This is a genomic window from Nostoc sp. UIC 10890, from assembly GCF_054786515.1.
Map to the genome: position 1 here is coordinate 5713963 of NZ_JBSGKF010000001.1, position 17373 is coordinate 5731335.

At 40.3% G+C, this 17373-nt stretch carries 16 protein-coding genes; 1 reads left to right on the forward strand and 15 read right to left on the reverse strand.

All coding sequences use genetic code 11. The annotated features are described in order from the left end of the window. Nucleotides 1-115: 115 nt before the first annotated feature. Together ACWATR_RS23760 and ACWATR_RS23765 are read right to left on the reverse strand one after the other, a co-directional pair. Complete coding sequence (locus ACWATR_RS23760; protein WP_460337871.1) at nucleotides 116-1501, reverse strand: MFS transporter; 1386 nt, start codon at nucleotides 1499-1501, stop codon at nucleotides 116-118. Between the two features lie 2 nt (nucleotides 1502-1503). Next, on the reverse strand, nucleotides 1504-2775 hold the full coding sequence (locus tag ACWATR_RS23765) for a glycosyltransferase family 4 protein (protein WP_460337874.1): 1272 nt from the start codon (nucleotides 2773-2775) through the stop codon (nucleotides 1504-1506). Nucleotides 2776-2978: 203 nt separating this feature from the next. Here ACWATR_RS23765 and ACWATR_RS23770 point away from each other — a divergent pair, with 203 nt between their 5' ends. Then, nucleotides 2979-3812 (forward strand): aldo/keto reductase, encoded by an 834-nt coding sequence (locus ACWATR_RS23770; protein ID WP_460337877.1) that lies wholly within the window; start codon nucleotides 2979-2981, stop codon nucleotides 3810-3812. 85 nt (nucleotides 3813-3897) lie between these two features. On the opposite strand, the gene ACWATR_RS23775 is transcribed toward ACWATR_RS23770, so the two are convergent. From ACWATR_RS23775 to ACWATR_RS23835, 13 genes are all read right to left on the reverse strand, one after another. Continuing rightward, nucleotides 3898-4851: an isopenicillin N synthase family dioxygenase gene (locus ACWATR_RS23775; RefSeq protein WP_460337880.1), complete on the reverse strand. Its 954-nt coding sequence runs from the start codon at nucleotides 4849-4851 to the stop codon at nucleotides 3898-3900. A gap of 231 nt (nucleotides 4852-5082) precedes the next feature. Next, entirely contained in the window at nucleotides 5083-6090 is a 1008-nt protein-coding gene (locus ACWATR_RS23780) for an isopenicillin N synthase family dioxygenase (protein WP_460337883.1), read from the reverse strand. 87 nt (nucleotides 6091-6177) lie between these two features. After that, on the reverse strand, nucleotides 6178-6861 hold the full coding sequence (locus ACWATR_RS23785; protein WP_460337886.1) for a radical SAM protein: 684 nt from the start codon (nucleotides 6859-6861) through the stop codon (nucleotides 6178-6180). Nucleotides 6862-6888: 27 nt separating this feature from the next. Next, nucleotides 6889-7815 (reverse strand): PLL family lectin, encoded by a 927-nt coding sequence (locus tag ACWATR_RS23790; protein WP_460337889.1) that lies wholly within the window; start codon nucleotides 7813-7815, stop codon nucleotides 6889-6891. A 78-nt stretch (nucleotides 7816-7893) separates the two neighbouring features. Continuing rightward, nucleotides 7894-8859, reverse strand: coding sequence for a PLL family lectin (locus ACWATR_RS23795; protein ID WP_460337892.1), 966 nt, complete (start codon nucleotides 8857-8859; stop codon nucleotides 7894-7896). Between the two features lie 64 nt (nucleotides 8860-8923). Next, the gene (locus ACWATR_RS23800; RefSeq protein ID WP_460337895.1) at nucleotides 8924-10012 is read right to left on the reverse strand and encodes an SGNH/GDSL hydrolase family protein; all 1089 of its coding nucleotides are present in this window, start codon (nucleotides 10010-10012) and stop codon (nucleotides 8924-8926) included. An 85-nt stretch (nucleotides 10013-10097) separates the two neighbouring features. Further along, the gene (locus ACWATR_RS23805; protein ID WP_460337898.1) at nucleotides 10098-11387 is read right to left on the reverse strand and encodes an SGNH/GDSL hydrolase family protein; all 1290 of its coding nucleotides are present in this window, start codon (nucleotides 11385-11387) and stop codon (nucleotides 10098-10100) included. A 10-nt stretch (nucleotides 11388-11397) separates the two neighbouring features. Further along, nucleotides 11398-11562, reverse strand: a complete 165-nt coding sequence (locus ACWATR_RS23810; RefSeq protein WP_190233927.1) for a DUF5989 family protein — start codon at nucleotides 11560-11562, stop codon at nucleotides 11398-11400. Beyond that, complete coding sequence (locus tag ACWATR_RS23815; protein WP_460337902.1) at nucleotides 11562-11969, reverse strand: SxtJ family membrane protein; 408 nt, start codon at nucleotides 11967-11969, stop codon at nucleotides 11562-11564. Before ACWATR_RS23815 ends, ACWATR_RS23810 begins: the two co-directional genes overlap by 1 nt. A gap of 5 nt (nucleotides 11970-11974) precedes the next feature. Continuing rightward, nucleotides 11975-13813 (reverse strand): carbamoyltransferase family protein, encoded by a 1839-nt coding sequence (locus ACWATR_RS23820; protein ID WP_460337905.1) that lies wholly within the window; start codon nucleotides 13811-13813, stop codon nucleotides 11975-11977. A gap of 45 nt (nucleotides 13814-13858) precedes the next feature. Beyond that, nucleotides 13859-14569 carry a class I SAM-dependent methyltransferase gene (locus ACWATR_RS23825; protein WP_460337908.1) on the reverse strand — a complete coding sequence of 237 codons (711 nt, stop codon included), beginning with the start codon at nucleotides 14567-14569 and terminating at the stop codon, nucleotides 13859-13861. A 30-nt stretch (nucleotides 14570-14599) separates the two neighbouring features. After that, a complete protein-coding gene (locus ACWATR_RS23830; RefSeq protein WP_460337911.1) occupies nucleotides 14600-16108 on the reverse strand; it encodes an MBOAT family O-acyltransferase in 1509 nt (502 codons plus the stop codon). Nucleotides 16109-16167: 59 nt separating this feature from the next. After that, nucleotides 16168-17349 (reverse strand): hypothetical protein, encoded by a 1182-nt coding sequence (locus ACWATR_RS23835; protein ID WP_460337914.1) that lies wholly within the window; start codon nucleotides 17347-17349, stop codon nucleotides 16168-16170. Nucleotides 17350-17373 lie beyond the last annotated feature (24 nt).

Genomic DNA, 17373 nt, shown 5'->3' on the forward strand with positions numbered 1-17373 from the left:
CGGAAAATTTTACTGGATAAGCTTTTTAGCTATTGCTTTTTTGGAAATTATCCTTACCTAGTTTGCTTTTAGTTAACTAAAAAATAAGAGTTTGAGTAAGACATCCTCTCAGACCTTAGAGGATATCTGAGGTCGGTACAGCTGCGATGCCTGCGGCGGACGTAGCCAACGCAACTTCATCAATCACATCAGGTAGTTCATCTTCCACAAATCGTAGGCGAGGGTAGAAGTAGGTAAAACAAGTTGCTGAAATAGTCAAAATTCCCATGATGATGCACAGAAGTCCCATACCACGACCTGTGCCGACACCAATAATTTGTCCGATACTACCTGCCAACAAACCATCAGTAGCCATTAAGGGTTCAAACACCTTTTCTGCCAAAGGCCCGATCGTAATATAGCCTAGGGGTAAACCTACAGCTTCGATCGCTCCTTTAATAGAAAAGACTCTACCCTGCACTAATGGTTCTACTTTCGCCTGAAAAATAGCTTGTGTTGAACTAGCAATTATTGGTCGGATCAAAAAGAATAAGAAGATGCCGACAATGAAGACATAAATAGAAGCTTGCAAACCGGCAACAACAAGAAACACACCCGTGAGCAACATACAGCTATATATCGTATTCATATTACGCTCTAGACCTCCCCAGATACCAATCAGTAAACCCCCTGCTAAAATAGCAACGCCAAAAAGTGAAAGAATAGTCCCTAAAACTGTTACGGGAGCAAAAGATAACACCAGAGGTATAGTAATAACCTGAACACATCCTACAAGAAAAAGGCTATAAGCTGAGATAATTAATACTCCTAGTAGTCCTGGACGAGCCAATAAATAGGTTAATCCATAAGTTGTTTCTTTGAGAAAAGAACTTTCCTCAATTGCAATAACAGGAGTGCTGGATTTAGGAAACTGAACTAGCAGCAAAAGAGTAATACTCAAAAATACGGTAGTTAAATGCAGCACGATAATCCCTTGCAGAGAAATTATCCCTAGTAAGATACCTCCTAAAGGTGGTGCGACAAGCCGCGCCGTACCGTTCATGAAACTCAGCATTCCATTCGCACGACCAAGGTGCTGTTTTGGTACTAATAGGGTTATGGAAGCGATGAAAGCAGGTATCTGAAAAGCCATGAAGATAGCACTGAAGGTATTAGCTAAGTAAATGTGCCACACTTCCAATCGACCGATGATAAATAAAGCAGCGATCGCTACTGTTGCTAAAGTTGCAAATAAATCGCTGAGAATCATTGTCCATCTCCGATCCCACCGATCCACTAATAACCCAGCTACAGGTGCAAGTAAGATCAGAGGTAAAGTATTGGAAAGGGTAATAAGAGCAAATTGGGTGACAGAACCTGTCTGTTCATAAACCCAAACATCCAAAGCAAATGCGGTGATGCTGCTACCAATAGATGCAATAAGCTGTCCCACCCAAACAATGATAAACAGTTTCATCTCACGGAAAATAGTCAGTGGCGTTTTTTCTATACTTGCTAACACGATCAACTCCTAAGTGTATGCATGTTCAAACTTTTTATTTCTTGATATTGGTGCAATAGCTTTTGCGCCTGACGATCCCAATCAAACTTTTCAACTGCTTGGCGGTTTCCAAGTTCTCCCATTGCAATTCTGAGATTGTCATCTAAAAGCAGGCGCAGCATTGCGTCGGCTAAAGCATCCACATCCCCGCGTTCGACCAATAACCCTGTTTTCCCATCCTCTATCAGTTCAGGGAAAGCACCCCCACGGGTAGCAATAACAGGCAATCCCATCGACATTGCTTCGATAATTGGCATTCCAAATGCCTCATTCCAAACAGATGGAAAAATAAATATATCTGCTTGCTGATAATATTCAAATAGCTCGAAATGGGGAACTTTGCCTAGAAAAAAAACCGAATTGGTGGCGTTAGAAGCAATTCGCTCTTGCAATTGCGATCGATAGCTACCTTGGTAATAAGGATGAAGATTCTGAATTTGCGGGTCTTTTCTATCAAGTGTGTACCACGGGACTAATGCGGTTTCTGAACCGACAAGTTTTAGCTGTACTTGGGGATAACGGGATACTACTTTATTAAAGGCATTAATTAAAACGTGTATACCCTTCTCTGGTGAAATTCTGCCCACAAAAAGAATTTGTTTAATATCTTTTTTATTGGCTTCTTTATTGTGATGATTAGGGACGGCGAAGTGACGAGTATCTGCACCATTATATAAAGTTTGGCTGTTAACGTGAGGCAAGTATTTCCGAACCTGATTTTTTAGATAATCGCTGCATCCAATTACTAAATCGACTGACTTAAGGTGCTTTTCTACGATTATGGGATCGAACAATGGGAGAAAATCGCTATGTATATGTAAGACAATTTTTGCTTGTGGGTTATAGGCACGCATGAGGGGAACAAATTGAAAAACAATATTTATATGAATTACATCACATTGCTGTGCTTGGATATCCTTGGCGACTTGTCGGTAAAATTCACAATAAAATAATTTAGAAGCATAGAAAGGTCGTTGAGGATGAGATATGTTCCAGATATCAAGAAAGTTTAATGGTTCTAATATTTTATCAACCCATGATTCGGGAATGCGGCGATAGGTAATGCCATCTTCGTGATATTCTAATTCTTGATAGTGACCTTTTGAGCCATAGAATAAAACTTCATGACCAGCACGAGCTAAACGTCGCGCCAACGCATAAGATACTAAGCGGATTCCTCCAGTTTTAGGTGGTTCGGCTAGGGTGACAGGATAATCGAAGAAGGCAATTTTCATAATTAATTAGATGTTTGTTTTAGGTAAAAGCTAAATAAAATAAGTTATTAGTTGGGTGTTTTAAATTAAGATTTTTATCACTAAAAGGCGTAAAGAAAAGAGCAATTTTTTTAATAGAAAAGTTAAATACTTGTGTTTTATTGTGTAAAAATATTTGAAGATAAGTAAAGCTAGTTTTTAAGTTTTAAGTTAAGAAATTGCTGATGAAAACTATTTGTTTAACCTCCGGTCGATTGATGCCAGTATTGGGAATGGGGACTGCGGGACTGGGTGAAGCGATCGCCCAGCATGAAAATGAAATTGCTGCTTTGCGTCGCGGAATCGATTTAGGGATGACGTTGATTGATACAGCAGAGATTTACGGTGAGGGTAGGGCGGAAACGTTAATCGGCGAAGCGATCGCTAATTGTCGTTCATCAGTCTTTCTGGTTAGTAAGGTTGCGCCTCGTAATGCGATTGGGCAAGGGGCGATCGCAGCTTGTGAGAATAGTTTACGGCGCTTGCAGACAGATTATCTCGACCTTTATTTGTTGCATTGGCGGGGGCCTGTACAGTTATCAGAAACTTTGGCAGCATTTGAGACGTTGAAACAATCCGGCAAAATTCGAGATTATGGTGTTGGCAATTTTGATGTTGAGGATATGGAAGAAGCCAGTGCTTTACCCGGAGGTGAAGCCATTGCGACAAATCAAATCCCCTACAATTTGCAGCATCGCAATGGTGAGTGGAAGTTGTTATCCTGGTGTCGGCAAAGAGAAATCCCGATCATGGCACATTCGCCTTTGCTACAAGGTGAACTACTCAAACATCCCAAATTACAATCAATTGCCCAACAGCGTGGGGTAACAGTTGCACAAGTGGCGATCGCTTGGTTGTTGCATCAAGAGGCGATCGTCTTTCCCAAAGCCAGCAGTATCACCCACGTTGAACAGAATAGTGCTGCCCTCGATTTGCAGTTAACAAAAGAAGAATTGAGCGCTTTAGACGTTGCTTTTCCCCCACCATCTGCACCTATTGCCCTGCTTGAAAATTGGTAACGGAATAATTCGTAATTCGTAATTCGTAATTCGTAATTAAGAAGTTTCTGGGGAGAACAGGCGATTTACTTTTGTCTGTTCCCTTTCATTTAGAACCATTAAATCTTTTTGCTAAATCTTCAGTTTTCTGTTTGTAATATTCTTTTGTGAGAATTGGGGGGTATTTAGGAGATTCACCTGTATCTAAGCAATTTTCAATGCAGGCAATCTCTGTATCATCACCAGGAGAGAGAAAGAAAGCTAAGGAGTATCTTTCGGGAAGACTACGGGCATTGGCTGGCATTAGTACCCGATGTTTGGTAGCAGGGAATTTATCGTTTGTCCATCGCTGCATGACATCTGCAATAAATACTATTGCTGTGTTAGGAAGTGGGGGTGCAGCAATCCATTCTCCGGCATTGGTGCAAACCTCTAGTCCGCCATTTTCATCTTGAAAAAGTAAGGATAGACTACCCCAATCTGTATGTTCCTCGAAGCGGGCTTCTCCGGGTTGGGGAGGTTCTGATACTTCATAGTAGCGATGCAACAGCCCATAGTCGGCTTGTTGAGGATGGCGATCGCTAAAGTAAGATTCTGGTAAGTTTAGGGCAATGGCGATCGCTTTGAGAATACGATTACCAGCATCATGACAAGCTGTGAATAATTGCTGCACAGCATCACGAAAAGCGGGATGCTGTCCCAGGTGATGATGAACCTGCTGCGCCACAGGGGAATCTGTATTGATCTGTTCTGTTAAAACAGCTTCGCCAAAGACGAAGGCTTCTCGAAAGTCACCGTTATATTTAGTGTAAAAGTATCCAAGAGCCGCGCCATCCTTCCAAGCGAGTTGTCTTTTTTCTGCCTCTGGTAGCGCAAAGAAGCCATTAGCATTACCAAAGGCTTGGTCAATTGCATTTTGGGGAACACAGTTTTTCAAGTAAAAGCAGCCAACTTCTTGAATGGCCTGTAAGACTTGATCAGCAGTAAATTTATGGAAATCAAGGATGGGAATTTGTGTTGAAATTGCAGTTTGTTGTTCGAGTTCTTTAATGAAATTCATAAATTAAAAGTCGGTAAGTAGGTTGGCGGAATTATTACCCCCCTTAATCCCCCCTTATAAAGGGGGGAAACCGGAAAATCTAGTTCCCTCCCCTTTCTAAGGGGAGGGTTAGGGTGGGGTAAAAAAATATTTGATACATCAATCATGACTTTTAAAACAATCTCTTAGATTTCAGCGATAAATCGCTCACTACGAACCTCAGAAAATAATTAATGCGATGAATTACCAGACTTAACTACGTCCATATTTTGTGGCTCGGTCTTTTGTTCTTTTGAGGAGATGATCGCCTACAAATGTTGGGGGATATTTAGGAGATTCATCGGCTTTTAAGAAACTTTCTAGACAAGTAACTTCTACTTCGTAATTAGGAATCACAAAAAAGCTAAATGAGTACCTTTCTTTTACTTTATGGAAATCAGTCGGTACGGAAACGCGATGAGGTGTAGCGCAAAACTTATCGTTTGTCCATCGTGACATCATATCTGCCGGCATCACCAAAACGGTATTAGGAACAGAAGAAGTAGTAATCCACTCTCCTTGAGGTGTGTATACTTCTAGTCCTCCTCCTTGATCTTGAAATAGTAAGGTGATGCTGCCTAAATCAGTGTGTTCAAAAAAGCGAGTTTGTCCTGTTTTTGGCGCTTGGGAAATGTTGGGATAGTAATTGAAAACTCCGGCGTGGTTTTGCTGAGAATGTAAATCGGTAAAGTAGGAATTTGGTAGTTGCAGGGCGATCGCCAATGCTTCTAGGATATTCAAAGCACATTCTTGGCTAGCTTGAAAGAATTGCTGCAAAACTTGACGAAATTCCGGCGGATTTTCTGGCCATTGATTAGGGACATCTAAGGACTCTGTATAATCGTCAGCCCCAGATTTGTTGGGGTCAAATTCATTAGCAAAACTAAAGGACTCATGTAATTGTCCTGGTTGTTCGCCAATGAACATTTTCTCAAAAGGTATGTAACCCCGACTTCGCCCAGTTACTGCTGAGGCTACTTTCTCTTTTTCTGCTAATGGGAGTGTAAAAAACCTCTCGGCTTGGGTAAAGGCTTGGTCGATTAAAGTTTGGGAAACTCCATTTTTTAAATAGAAACAGCCCATTTCTTCAATAGCACAAGAAATTTGGTTAGCAACTGCTGTTTTGGTATTGCTGTCACCCACAATAAAAGGGTGAAAGTCAATAATGGGTATCTGTGATGCAACAGTTGTTTGCTTTGCCAGTTCATTGATTGAGGTCATAGTTAAAACATTCCTAAAAACTGATGATTTTTTCTTGGTAATTGATAGTATTTATCTAAAAATAGAATTCTCTGCCTGATTCAAAAATTATTCTTCACGCATTAAATCACAAGTGCTACATAGCGGGATTGAATTAAATTCATATTCATGTGTTCTACCAAGATAATCTTTAACAGAACCTACAACACCTGTTCCATTTACATCTATACAACAAGTGTTGATACTTCCATCCCACAAAACCACAACTCGCTTTTTCGCTTCAAAAATGCAAGGTTTATACTTTTCTATCGTACTAGTTAAGCTTCGACCTGATGTAGTTTTAGAATTAACTTGTCCAGCCCAATCATGCTTTTCTTGCTGATGAGGATTATAGGTATAGACGATAGACAAAGGAATAGAATTTTCCTTAAACATTTCTTGAATACGCTCTTTCTGCCCAGCAAGATGTTCTGACAGATAAATGTCACGCACACCTAATTCAGACAAGCGCCATGCCTTTTCCTCATCAAGGAGTATACCGTTGGTGATAAAATTACATTCTATTCCCTTCGTTTTCGCATAAGAGATAAAATCGAATAATTCTGGATGAAGTAAGGGTTCTCCAAAATTGTTAAGAAATAAATCTTTTTGTCCACATTGTATTGCTAATTCAACAACATCTACAAATGTAGAAAATGACATATTTCCTTTTGCTCTACTTTGAGATGGATGAGGACAGTAAGAGCAAGTTAGATTACAAAAATTGGAAATTTCAACTTGATAAATATACATCGTTTTGAACTCCTAAAATGTCAACAGTTATTCAACACGATTGCTGATTTCTAACCGGAGTGTTTTGTGGTATACGGCGCGATCGCCTCCTGCAACAAAGGTGTCAATGCAGTCTTTCCCACGAGAAACCGCAGCCGGTGCAGAAGTACAGTAACCACCAAGATGCTGCCAATCACTCCAGACTGAACCATCCCAACTCTTGCGGTACATTGCACCATCACAGCCAACAGTAAAGATATCTAGCCGATTTTTCGCAACAGAAGTAGCAGCGACACCATACTGGCAATACCCTCCCAAATTTTCCCAACCACCCCAGGTTGAGCCATTGCACCGCTTATGATAAATCGCACCATCCCCCCCTAAAACAAAGGTATCAATGCAGTCCATCCCGTGAGAAACCGCAGCCGGTGCAGAAACACAGTACCCTCCGAGATTTTCCCACTCATCCCAGGTAGAACCATTCCATCGCTTGTGGTACAGCCCACCATCAATGCCAACATTAAAAATATCTAGCAAATTCTCACCACCAGAAGCGGCGGCGACACCATAGTGGGAATATCCGCCAAGGTTTTCCCAACGACTCCATTTTGAACCATCCCACCATGTCCGGTAAGTAGCGCGATCGCTACCCAAAACGAAGGTATCAATGCGATTCAATCCCCAAGAAACCGCAGCCGGTGAGGAAATACAATAACCACCAAGTCTTTGCCAATCGCTCCAAGTTGAGCCATTCCACCACTTATGCCATAAAGGGCCAATACTCGCTGTGAGTAAAACATCCAGCCGATTCTCTGACCAAGAAGTGGCTGTAACACCATACTGGCAATATCCGTCTAAATATTCTCCATCAGTAGAAAATATTGGCATATCTTCTTTAGAGGCGGGACTCATCGCCGGAAATGGCATACCCCGATCCTGAGAAATTGCTGCTGTAGTTGGATAACTGGTTGTCATTGGCCTCTTTTCTTCCTTTGCGTTCTTCGCGTTCTTTGCGGTTCGTTAAAAAAACTGACTTTGAGAAAGAGTTAAGCCTTAACTGACCCTTATTGCATAACACTTGTGGTAAACTGCGCGATCGCTACCCAACACAAAAGTATCAACACGCTTTGGCGCAGAAGCAACCGCAGCCGGCGCAGCAATAGAATAGCCGCCGAGATTATTCCACCCAACCCAATTAGAACCGTCCCAATACTTCTGGTACACTGCACCGTTACGAGCAATGATATAAATATCTAGGCGATTTTCCATTCCCGAAGCAGCCGCCACACCATACTGAGAATAACCACCAAGTTTTTCCCAACCACTCCAGCTTGAGCCATCCCAGTACTTTTGATAGATGGCGCGATCGCTCCCTAAAGCAAAGATATCAATCCGGTTTAATCCCCAAGAAACCGCAGCTGGTGTAGAAATACAGTAGCCCCCCAGCCTTTCCCAATCACCCCAGATTGAGCCATCCCAACACTTTTGGTATATGGCTCCATCCCAGTTGACGATAAACAGATCCAGCCGATCTCCCCAAGAAGCAGCCGCGACACCGTACTGAGAATATCCACCAAGATTTAGCCAATCGCTCCAGGTTGAACCATTCCAGCTTTTATGATACACAGAGCGATCGCCTCCAATCACAAAGGTATCAATCCGATTGTCTCCTCTGGCGATCGCAGCTGGTGCAGAAACACAGTAGCCTCCCAGCCTTTCCCAATCACTCCAGACTGAGCTATTCCACTTTTTGTGGTACATAGCGCTATCCTTGCCAATGCTAAAGACATCCAGCCGATTTTCTGCCCCAGAAGTGGCAGCTACACCGTACTGAGAATACCCACCAAGATTTTCACCATCCATTGCAAAGGATGGCATATCTCCTAACGAAGCAGCCCCCATCATCGGGTATGGGGTTGGTGGAGGATAAGGCATACGTACAGAAGCGTCTTGAAGTTCCATTTCAAGCGGTGGCATCTCGTTAGATATTTCCTCTGCGGTTGTTTGGCTTGTTGTCATTTGCTTTTAATTTTTTCAAAACTAAGTTAATAACTTGGAAGCTGAATTAATTACGAATTACGAATTACGAATTACCTAGAGTATTTAAAATTACCTTGGCAGCTAGTTTATGTCCCGCAGGATTCCAATGACCATCAATATCAAAGTAAAGCTTTTCTTGATTGCTATTTTTTCTAAAATCATCAGTTAGATTGACACAAGTTACATTTTGTAATTTCACAATATTACATAAACGTTGATAGCCAATCTCTTCATTTTTGAGCAAATCTACATTCTCAGGAAATAACTGGACATAATCTTTGATATAAGTTGATTCTTTTGAAGGTACGAGAAAAACAAACAGCTTAACTCGATTTTCTTTAGTCAAACGAATGATTCGTGATAATGCCGCTTCTACTTTGATAACTCCATCAGATGTCAAATAATCGCTATCTACACCTACTCCTGACTCAGGTGCTGCCAGCGATAAATTAAATAGAGTTAAACCATTCTTTGCTTCTTTAAAAATAGAATTTCCAGTTTTTACTGGCAAGCTTTTTTTACTATTTTTAAAAACCAACTGGTAGAAAAAGGTTTTTTCATACCAAGGCGAAAAACTTCTTTCTTTGAGTGTATCATATATCTTTTGACCAATATCCGATGAATAATTAGTCAAATCATTAGCAACTATAGATAAGATGGCTGTCTGAGGTTTATATTTGGCGATCCATTCATTAAATAATGTTTCATATTGAGCAAAAGAATAACCGGGAACACCTAAATTAATTACTGGCTGGTGCAACTCTGATTCTACCAACCTGGGAAATATTTTTTCTTCACTGACCCATTGACCCCATGTAAATGAATCTCCAATAAAATACAAATTAGATTTTGTGTAATCTCTCCCTATATTGCGAAATGCATAACTATCGGTATTAGCAACTTCTGCAACTTTTGCTTCTTGCCAAACAGTTTTGAAGTCTTTCAGGTTTGATTTAGGTTTGTAGCCTAATTGAGCATCCGGTTGAATAAATTGATAAAAAATTTGCGCCTTGGACTTTTGTGGGGCAGCAACTCCAGTAGTAATGGCAAAAGTTTCGATGATTAACAGCCCAACCATAACTCCAGCCAGCATGAGCAATAAATTTTGTAGCCAAGGCTTTATTTTTCGCATCAATTATGAACTCTTTACTGAAAAGTAAAATGAAGCAAAGTCATGAGAGTTTGAGAGAGTTTTGCATTTAATTACGAATTACGAATTACGAATTACGAATTACGAATTGTTGACACAGTGTTTTAGCAACAATCTCCCCTGCTAACTGATGTCCCAAAGCATTCCAATGTCCTTCGCAGCGAAAAGTATTATCAAACCCATGTAAGCAGACATTATTCTGCTCGGCATAAGCCTGAAAAGATTCTCCTAGATTAATAGTAGTAAAACCTTCACGCTCTCCTAATGCTGCAATCCGCTTTTCTGGGTAAAACCAATCTGTTAACCCTGACACTTCCTGATGATGACGCACGACAGGATCGGGATTAACTTGCAGGGGAGTTGTTAGCGTTACTACAGCAAAATTCGCTTTTTTAGTAATTGTTTCATTATGTATTAAACTAATTAGTCTTTCTGTTTGTTGCCATGCTTTTTGCCATTCAGGATCAGTTGCAGTGTTGTATACAAGCCATTCTGTTTGCTTTAAGAAATTCTGCCATTCAGGGTCAGTATAGGGAGAAAGTGTTGCAGGTTGGTTTGCTAACTGGGGGTCTTGTTTTTTCTGATCTTGGTGAGGAAGTGGTAAAGCGTATTTTGCTTGTTTTAAAAGCTGTAAAATCCGTAAACGATCTTGAACTTGGAGATAAGCCTGATGCCACCATGACTTTTGTGAACGATAAATATCCATATTTACAAACGAGTCATCAAGCACCCAATTATCATCTCGATCAACAAAATAGGGTTTCATGAGGGCGCTATTATCCATAGCAGTCTGACTCACCATTTTTTCGGTGAGACTGCGGGAGTTATTGATGACATCATTGCCAGGATAAAAATTCAGAAGTACGAGGTCTGGTGAATAGTTCCAGACCTTTTGTTGCAAGGCGATCAGTTCTTGATCGGTTCCATAACCATTGACTCCGAAGTTCATCACTTCTACGTCACGACCTGCTAGAGTGGGACAATTTTTCAGTTCACGTTCGATGACGGCGGCGATTCCTTGTGGTTGTGGCAGTTGGCGTGCTTCTGTAAAAGAATCTCCCAGCAAGGCAATACGGAGAGTATTCTCTGGCTTAACCTGGGAATGTTCTCGATCGCGAAAGCCCTCACTGTTGTATTGGATATAGGCTTCCCCTTCGTCATGCACCCACCCAGCCGCATAAGGTCGTCCTGCCCAACCTCTATGTTCATCAAAGGTATAAAATGTCTTGTATTCAACGCCAGCAATGCGTAAGCCAATTTCTACGACTGCCAGCCCTAAGACAATTCCGCCTAATAATAAAGCTAGAGTCAGCATCACCGCTACCCACCGCTTTAATGATAATGCCGATGTTACCACCTCACATTCCTCAAAATAGTGTGTAAATAAAAGGTGCAAGTACGGATGACTGGGCGAACACAATCAAGATACCTAAGAGTAACAGTGTGACGATGAGTGGTAGCAGGAAGAATTTGCGGCGTTCTTTCAGCAATCCCCATAAATCTTTCAGCAAGTCTTGTGTTGTTTCAAGCATTAGAAGGGTTTCTCCATTTTGTTTATAGGTTTAACTTGATTGATAATGCGATAAGTTTTTACGTCAGCATCTAGCTTTCTGGCCATCGCATCATGATGAAACACGCCTCGCATTACTAGACCGATTGGCGTGATTAAGGTATAGAAAATAATACTGAGAATTATCCGCGTATTAATCCAACCTAAAACCAGTCCAATTCTCATCCAAATTTGGTAAATACCATTGAGTGTAGTGGGGGCAATCAGCGCCCAAACCCAAAGGATGCTAGCGATCGCCCACGGTAAAATGGGTAAGGGTTCGTGATGGAGCAAGGGTAATAGACTACCAAATAAGCCTGCCGCGATCGCACCGCCAAGCAGTCCAAAATCCCGTAGTCCTTTCCGATCGAGTTGTTGTATTTCGTTCATCGGCGTTAATCTAATTCAAATTCTGTTTTCCAAGACTCATCTTTCTGTACCTGGGGTTGGTTCGATTTGGCGAGGAGAAAGTTCTCCAATACTAAATAATCCATCTCGGTTCTCATAAAACAGCGATAGGCATCTTCTGGGGTACACACAATTGGTTCACCCCGGACATTAAATGATGTGTTTACCAAAACTGCACAGCCCGTTTTTGCCTGAAAATGTCGCAGCAGTTCATAGTAGCGAGGATTGGTTTGCTGATGAACCGTTTGAATCCGCGCGGAATAATCTACATGAGTTATAGCGGGAATGTGCGATCGCTTCACGTTTAACTTATCAATGCCAAACAACTCTTCCTGTTCTGGTGTCATGGAAATCCGCAGTTCGCTGTTGATTGGTGCAACTAAAAGCATATAAGGGCTGGGACGGTCAAGCTCAAAGTAGTTAGAAACCTGTTCTGCTAAAACAGAAGGGGCAAAGGGACGGAAGGATTCACGGTATTTAATTTTCAGGTTCATCACCGATTGCATTTTGGGACTGCGAGGATCGCCGACGATCGAACGACCTCCCAAAGCTCGCGGGCCAAACTCCATCCTGCCAGAGAACCAACCCACAACATTCCCTTGCTCTAAAATTTCAGCAAGTTCAGGCATGAGTTTGTCATCTTCTAGGTATTGGTAAGGTGCATTCACAGACTGGAGATAGTCTTGAATCTCTGTTTCCCCAAAGCAAGGGCCTAGATAGCCGCCTTGCATGGCATCCCCATCGTGAGGAATGCGCGGCTTTTCATGATACTGATGCCAAATAGCTAATGCTGCCCCAACTGCTCCCCCTGCATCTCCGGCTGCTGGTTGAATCCAAATATCTCGAAAATCTGTTTCTCGCAAAATGCGTCCATTGGCGACGCAATTCAGGGCGACTCCACCGGCTAAACAAAGATAGTCTGTGTTCAGTTCCTTCTTAACCGTTCTTGCCAAACGCAAAACGACTTCTTCGGTAACGTGTTGGATAGAACAAGCTATATCCATTTCTCGCTGGGTGAGTTTACCCTCGCTTTGGCGTGGTTCACCACCAAACAATTGATGAAATTTCGGGGTAGTCATGGTCAACCCCGTGGTGTAGTTGAAGTAGTCCATATTCAACCGAAATGTGCCATCTTCCTTGAGATCCAAAAGATGGTTGAGGATATGGTCTACATATTTGGGTTCACCGTAGGGCGCTAAACCCATGAGTTTGTATTCCCCAGAGTTGACCTTGAAACCCGTGTAGTAGGTGAAGGCAGAATAAAGTAGCCCTAAAGAATGGGGAAAATCAATTTCCCATTGGGGAGTTAGTTGGTGGTCTTCTCCTAACCAAACCGAGGTAGTTGCCCATTCTCCGACTCCATCGAGGCACAGCACCGCCGCCTTTTCAAAGGGACTGGGGAAAAAGGCAGAAGCAGCGTGTGCTTGGTGATGTTCGGTAAATAAAAGTTGGGGCAATTGTGCTTTTTTGCAATTTCCGAGGGTCGCCAGTTCCTTTTTTAACAGCGTTTTGAGGTAAAGCTTTTCCTTTAACCAAACTGGCATTGCTGCAATAAAAGAACCTAATCCCTTGGGTGCGTAGGCGAGATAGGTTTCTAAGAGTCGCTCAAATTTGACCAATGGCTTATCGTAGAAAACGATTTGGTCTACTTCTGATAATCCAATACCTGCTTGTTTGAGACAATAGGCGATCGCACCTTTAGGAAATCTCGCATCATGTTTTTTGCGGGAAAAACGCTCCTCTTGTGCGGCGGCAACAATATCACCATCCACAACTAAGGCGGCGGCACTATCGTGATAATAAGCTGAAATTCCTAAAATACGCATTTTTTATATAAAACTCCTATTTTTATTTATTCTTTATTCCCTGTTCTATAACCCTATATCGCTCAATTTCCATAGACCCAAACTCTTTTGTGGGTAGTCTTTTCTTTCCGTTGTTTCTTCATCAATGATTTCCAACATATCGGGAAAGTTGTAAGGAGGTAATTGTAAATCGATTGCTCGCCAATCACCCGTAACAATATCTTTATTTTCAGGTATCCCCGGATAAATTGTAGTTAAAAGATATGTAGAATTGCTTTTTTTGAAATTTTTAATTACAGCGATCGCATCTTTAAATGAGAGATGTACTAGACAATCTCTACAGAAAATTAAATCGACTTGTGGCAGTGGATCTGTTGCTAAGTCAAGATTAATAAATTCTCTGGCTTCATTGGCGTAACGACGTTGATTGTCGGTAATTAAATCAGCAACAATATCACATCCAATATATTTGTTTATATTCAGTTGTGCTTCTTTTAGCCAATAAAAATCTCCACAGGGAGCATCGAGCATGGTTTTGACATTAAGTTTCTCCAGTAGAACTGGTATTTTTTTTATAATGACCGATGTTTGTTGGAGATTAGATCCTCTGCCAGAAATAGATTCGCGATCACCCCACCTATTACGATAATATATATCATTAAAAACTTCTTTTCTGTTTTTACCCCGAAACGATAAAAGCATTAATTCATATTGCAAATTAAATGAGAGATAATCAAAGAAAGATTTGATGGGATGTAAAATTGTATTCTTACTCATATTTTTTTATAAGAAAAATTCTAAAGTTAACTAAAACTGAAAGTAGACAAAGGGTTGAGGATTGATTGCTGCAAATCGAAGTGTTATTGAAACTAACATTCCATAGAAAACGGCAAAACTCCATTTAGGAATTTTTTGCCACCAGTCCGCGAACCAACCTTTATAAGCTGCCCAGTGCATAATAACTAAAGGTATAAAAACCCATCCAACTTGAATGTTTAAGTTTTGAGATCCAAGAGAATTAAAGAATAAAAAGCTTTTCTCCACTTGCACAGCACTGATGATATTGTTACTCCGAAAGAAGATTGCAGACGCACAAAACCAGTAAAACGTGAGGGGAATACCTAAGATATTTCTAAGGGTCTGGAATCGCTTATAGGGAGTAATCCAGGATGACCATTCTTTGTGAACAATTAAAGCAATGCCATTCAATCCCCCCCAAACGACAAAATGCCAAGCTGCACCATGCCAAAATCCAGAGGTAAGCATCAGAATCAGAAGATTTCTAGAACTAAAGATTTTTGTGCGTTCTTCTTTTGGCCGCATTTTCATCAAAGGACTATAAATATAGTCTCGCAGCCAGGTGAAAAGCGTAATGTGCCAACGTTGCCACAACTGAGTGACATTTGCAGAAAAGTAGGGAAAATTAAAGTTGAGAGGTAGCTTATATCCAAGTAAACCTGCACAGGCGATCGCCATATCAGAATAGCCAGAAAAGTCGCAGTATATTTGTATAGCGAAAGAAATCACAGCAATCCAGCAACTCAAGGCGGTATACACTTCTGGATTCGTGAAATACTGGTCTACCAAGGGAGAAAGATTATCCGAAATACAAGCTTTCTTGAAATATCCCACCAGAAAAAGTGTTAAGCATCCCTGAAAATCAACCTTGTTTAAAGTTTTTGGAGTTAGTAGTTGAGGCAAAAAAGTAGATGCGCGGACAATCGGCCCTGCAACTAATTGAGGGAAAAAAGACACAAATAGAGAAAAATCCCAAAAACTTCTAATAGGTTTGAGTTTACCCAGATAGGCATCAATTGAATAGCTCAGAGTTTGAAATGTGTAAAAACTAATTCCTGCTGGCAGAATGATTTGAAGAGTATTAATACTAACAGATAGACCCAAAAAAATTAATAAGTTTGAGGCAGAGTCAACGAAAAAATTATAGTACTTAAAAAATCCTAATAAACCTAAATTTACAATTAAACTGAGTGCCAACCATCCTTGGCGCTGCTGCTGATTTATTGGTTTATTCAGCAGCACATCCCAAGAAAATTTGTGTTGTACTGCCTCGCTTGTTTGAATTTCTTGCCCTACTATTGAACTATCAGACTGTGGTCTAGACAGCATCAAACCAACAAAGTAATCAACGACTGTCGAAAGTAAAAGCAAGGAAAGAAAGCGCCAATCCCAAGCACCATAGAAAATATAACTACAGACTAGCAACCATGATTTACGATGATTGTGTTTCTGTAAAGTCCAGTAGACACAGAAAATAATAATAAAGAAAAAGATAAAACGAAATTCTGTAAAAACCATGTTTATTCTCAGGTTGAATTAACTAAAACAGAGGCTAAAGAGTAAAAAATATTCTATTTTCATGTTTTATTTTGGGATTTTCCTATGATTAACTGACTTCTAGATATAAGGGATTGATTATATGGATCGTTTGGAGATGAATTTAGATATTTAGAAAACTCTCCTGCCAAAGTGCGGGTGAATTCTTGAGCGCCTTGTTGATTTAAATGCCTCGCATCAGCCCGGCGATCGACTTCATATAACGTGGTGAAAGTATTAGGCTTATTAAAAGCAAATAAAGTCGGAATATATCCTACATTGTAAGCTGTTGTAATAGCAGAATTATTGAAATCAGTATTTAGAACTGGAGGAATGAAGAAAATAGGTTTAACTTTAATTTGACCAGTTTTCTCTTGGCTTTCAACTCTAGAAGCTATATTTTGAATGATTTTAATTATAGAGGAATTAATTGGATATGTAGATATATTTCCTCTAACAAAAATTCCTGATTTTGATTGCTTTAGTTGTTCTTGATAACTGTCCAAGTAATTTGATATAAAAAATTCTCTCCGTTTATCACTATTTTCCAACCAGTCCATTGCATAATATCCAGCTTCTTGTATTAATTTTTCAGCAGATATTCCTTTTGGTAATACTTCAGATTGTTGCTGCCAAAAAGTAGAAAAATAACCAATACCTAGCCATCGATATAGAAAGCTTACTGAATTTGCGTAAAAACCGCTAATCTTCTCTTTTAAAGTAGAGGTTGATTCAGAAATTAGTTGAAAATTTTCTATCGTTTTAACAGGAGTATGCCAGTAGACATTTTTAGTCGCAGTTGGTGCTTCCTCCATGAAAAAGTCAACTAAACAGTCTAAAAATATCCATTTTAAATTTGCTGGCTTTAAAGCTAAAATCTTTTGCAAATAAAAATCCATCTCAACTGCATTGGCTGCCATGATTCCAAAGTTAAAAGATTTGATACTTTTACCATTAGATGTCATAGTTTCATCAAATACTTTGGGGATAACTCCTTGATATGTGGTACTAGGCCCTAAAAAAATAACATCATAATCATCTTTGTGTTTAGCAAAATATTGGAACTTAGTACTGATGTCACCAAGATTTTCAGGAGTAACAGAAGAGGGTAAAACTATATTAATTAATCCAGAGGTTGAAATCAAAGCAAGCAGAAAAATTATGCTATAAAAAAACATAATTATTGGTCTTGGTACTATTTTTTTCAGAATATCTATATTCATTGTCGGTTTTTGAAGAATAAATTA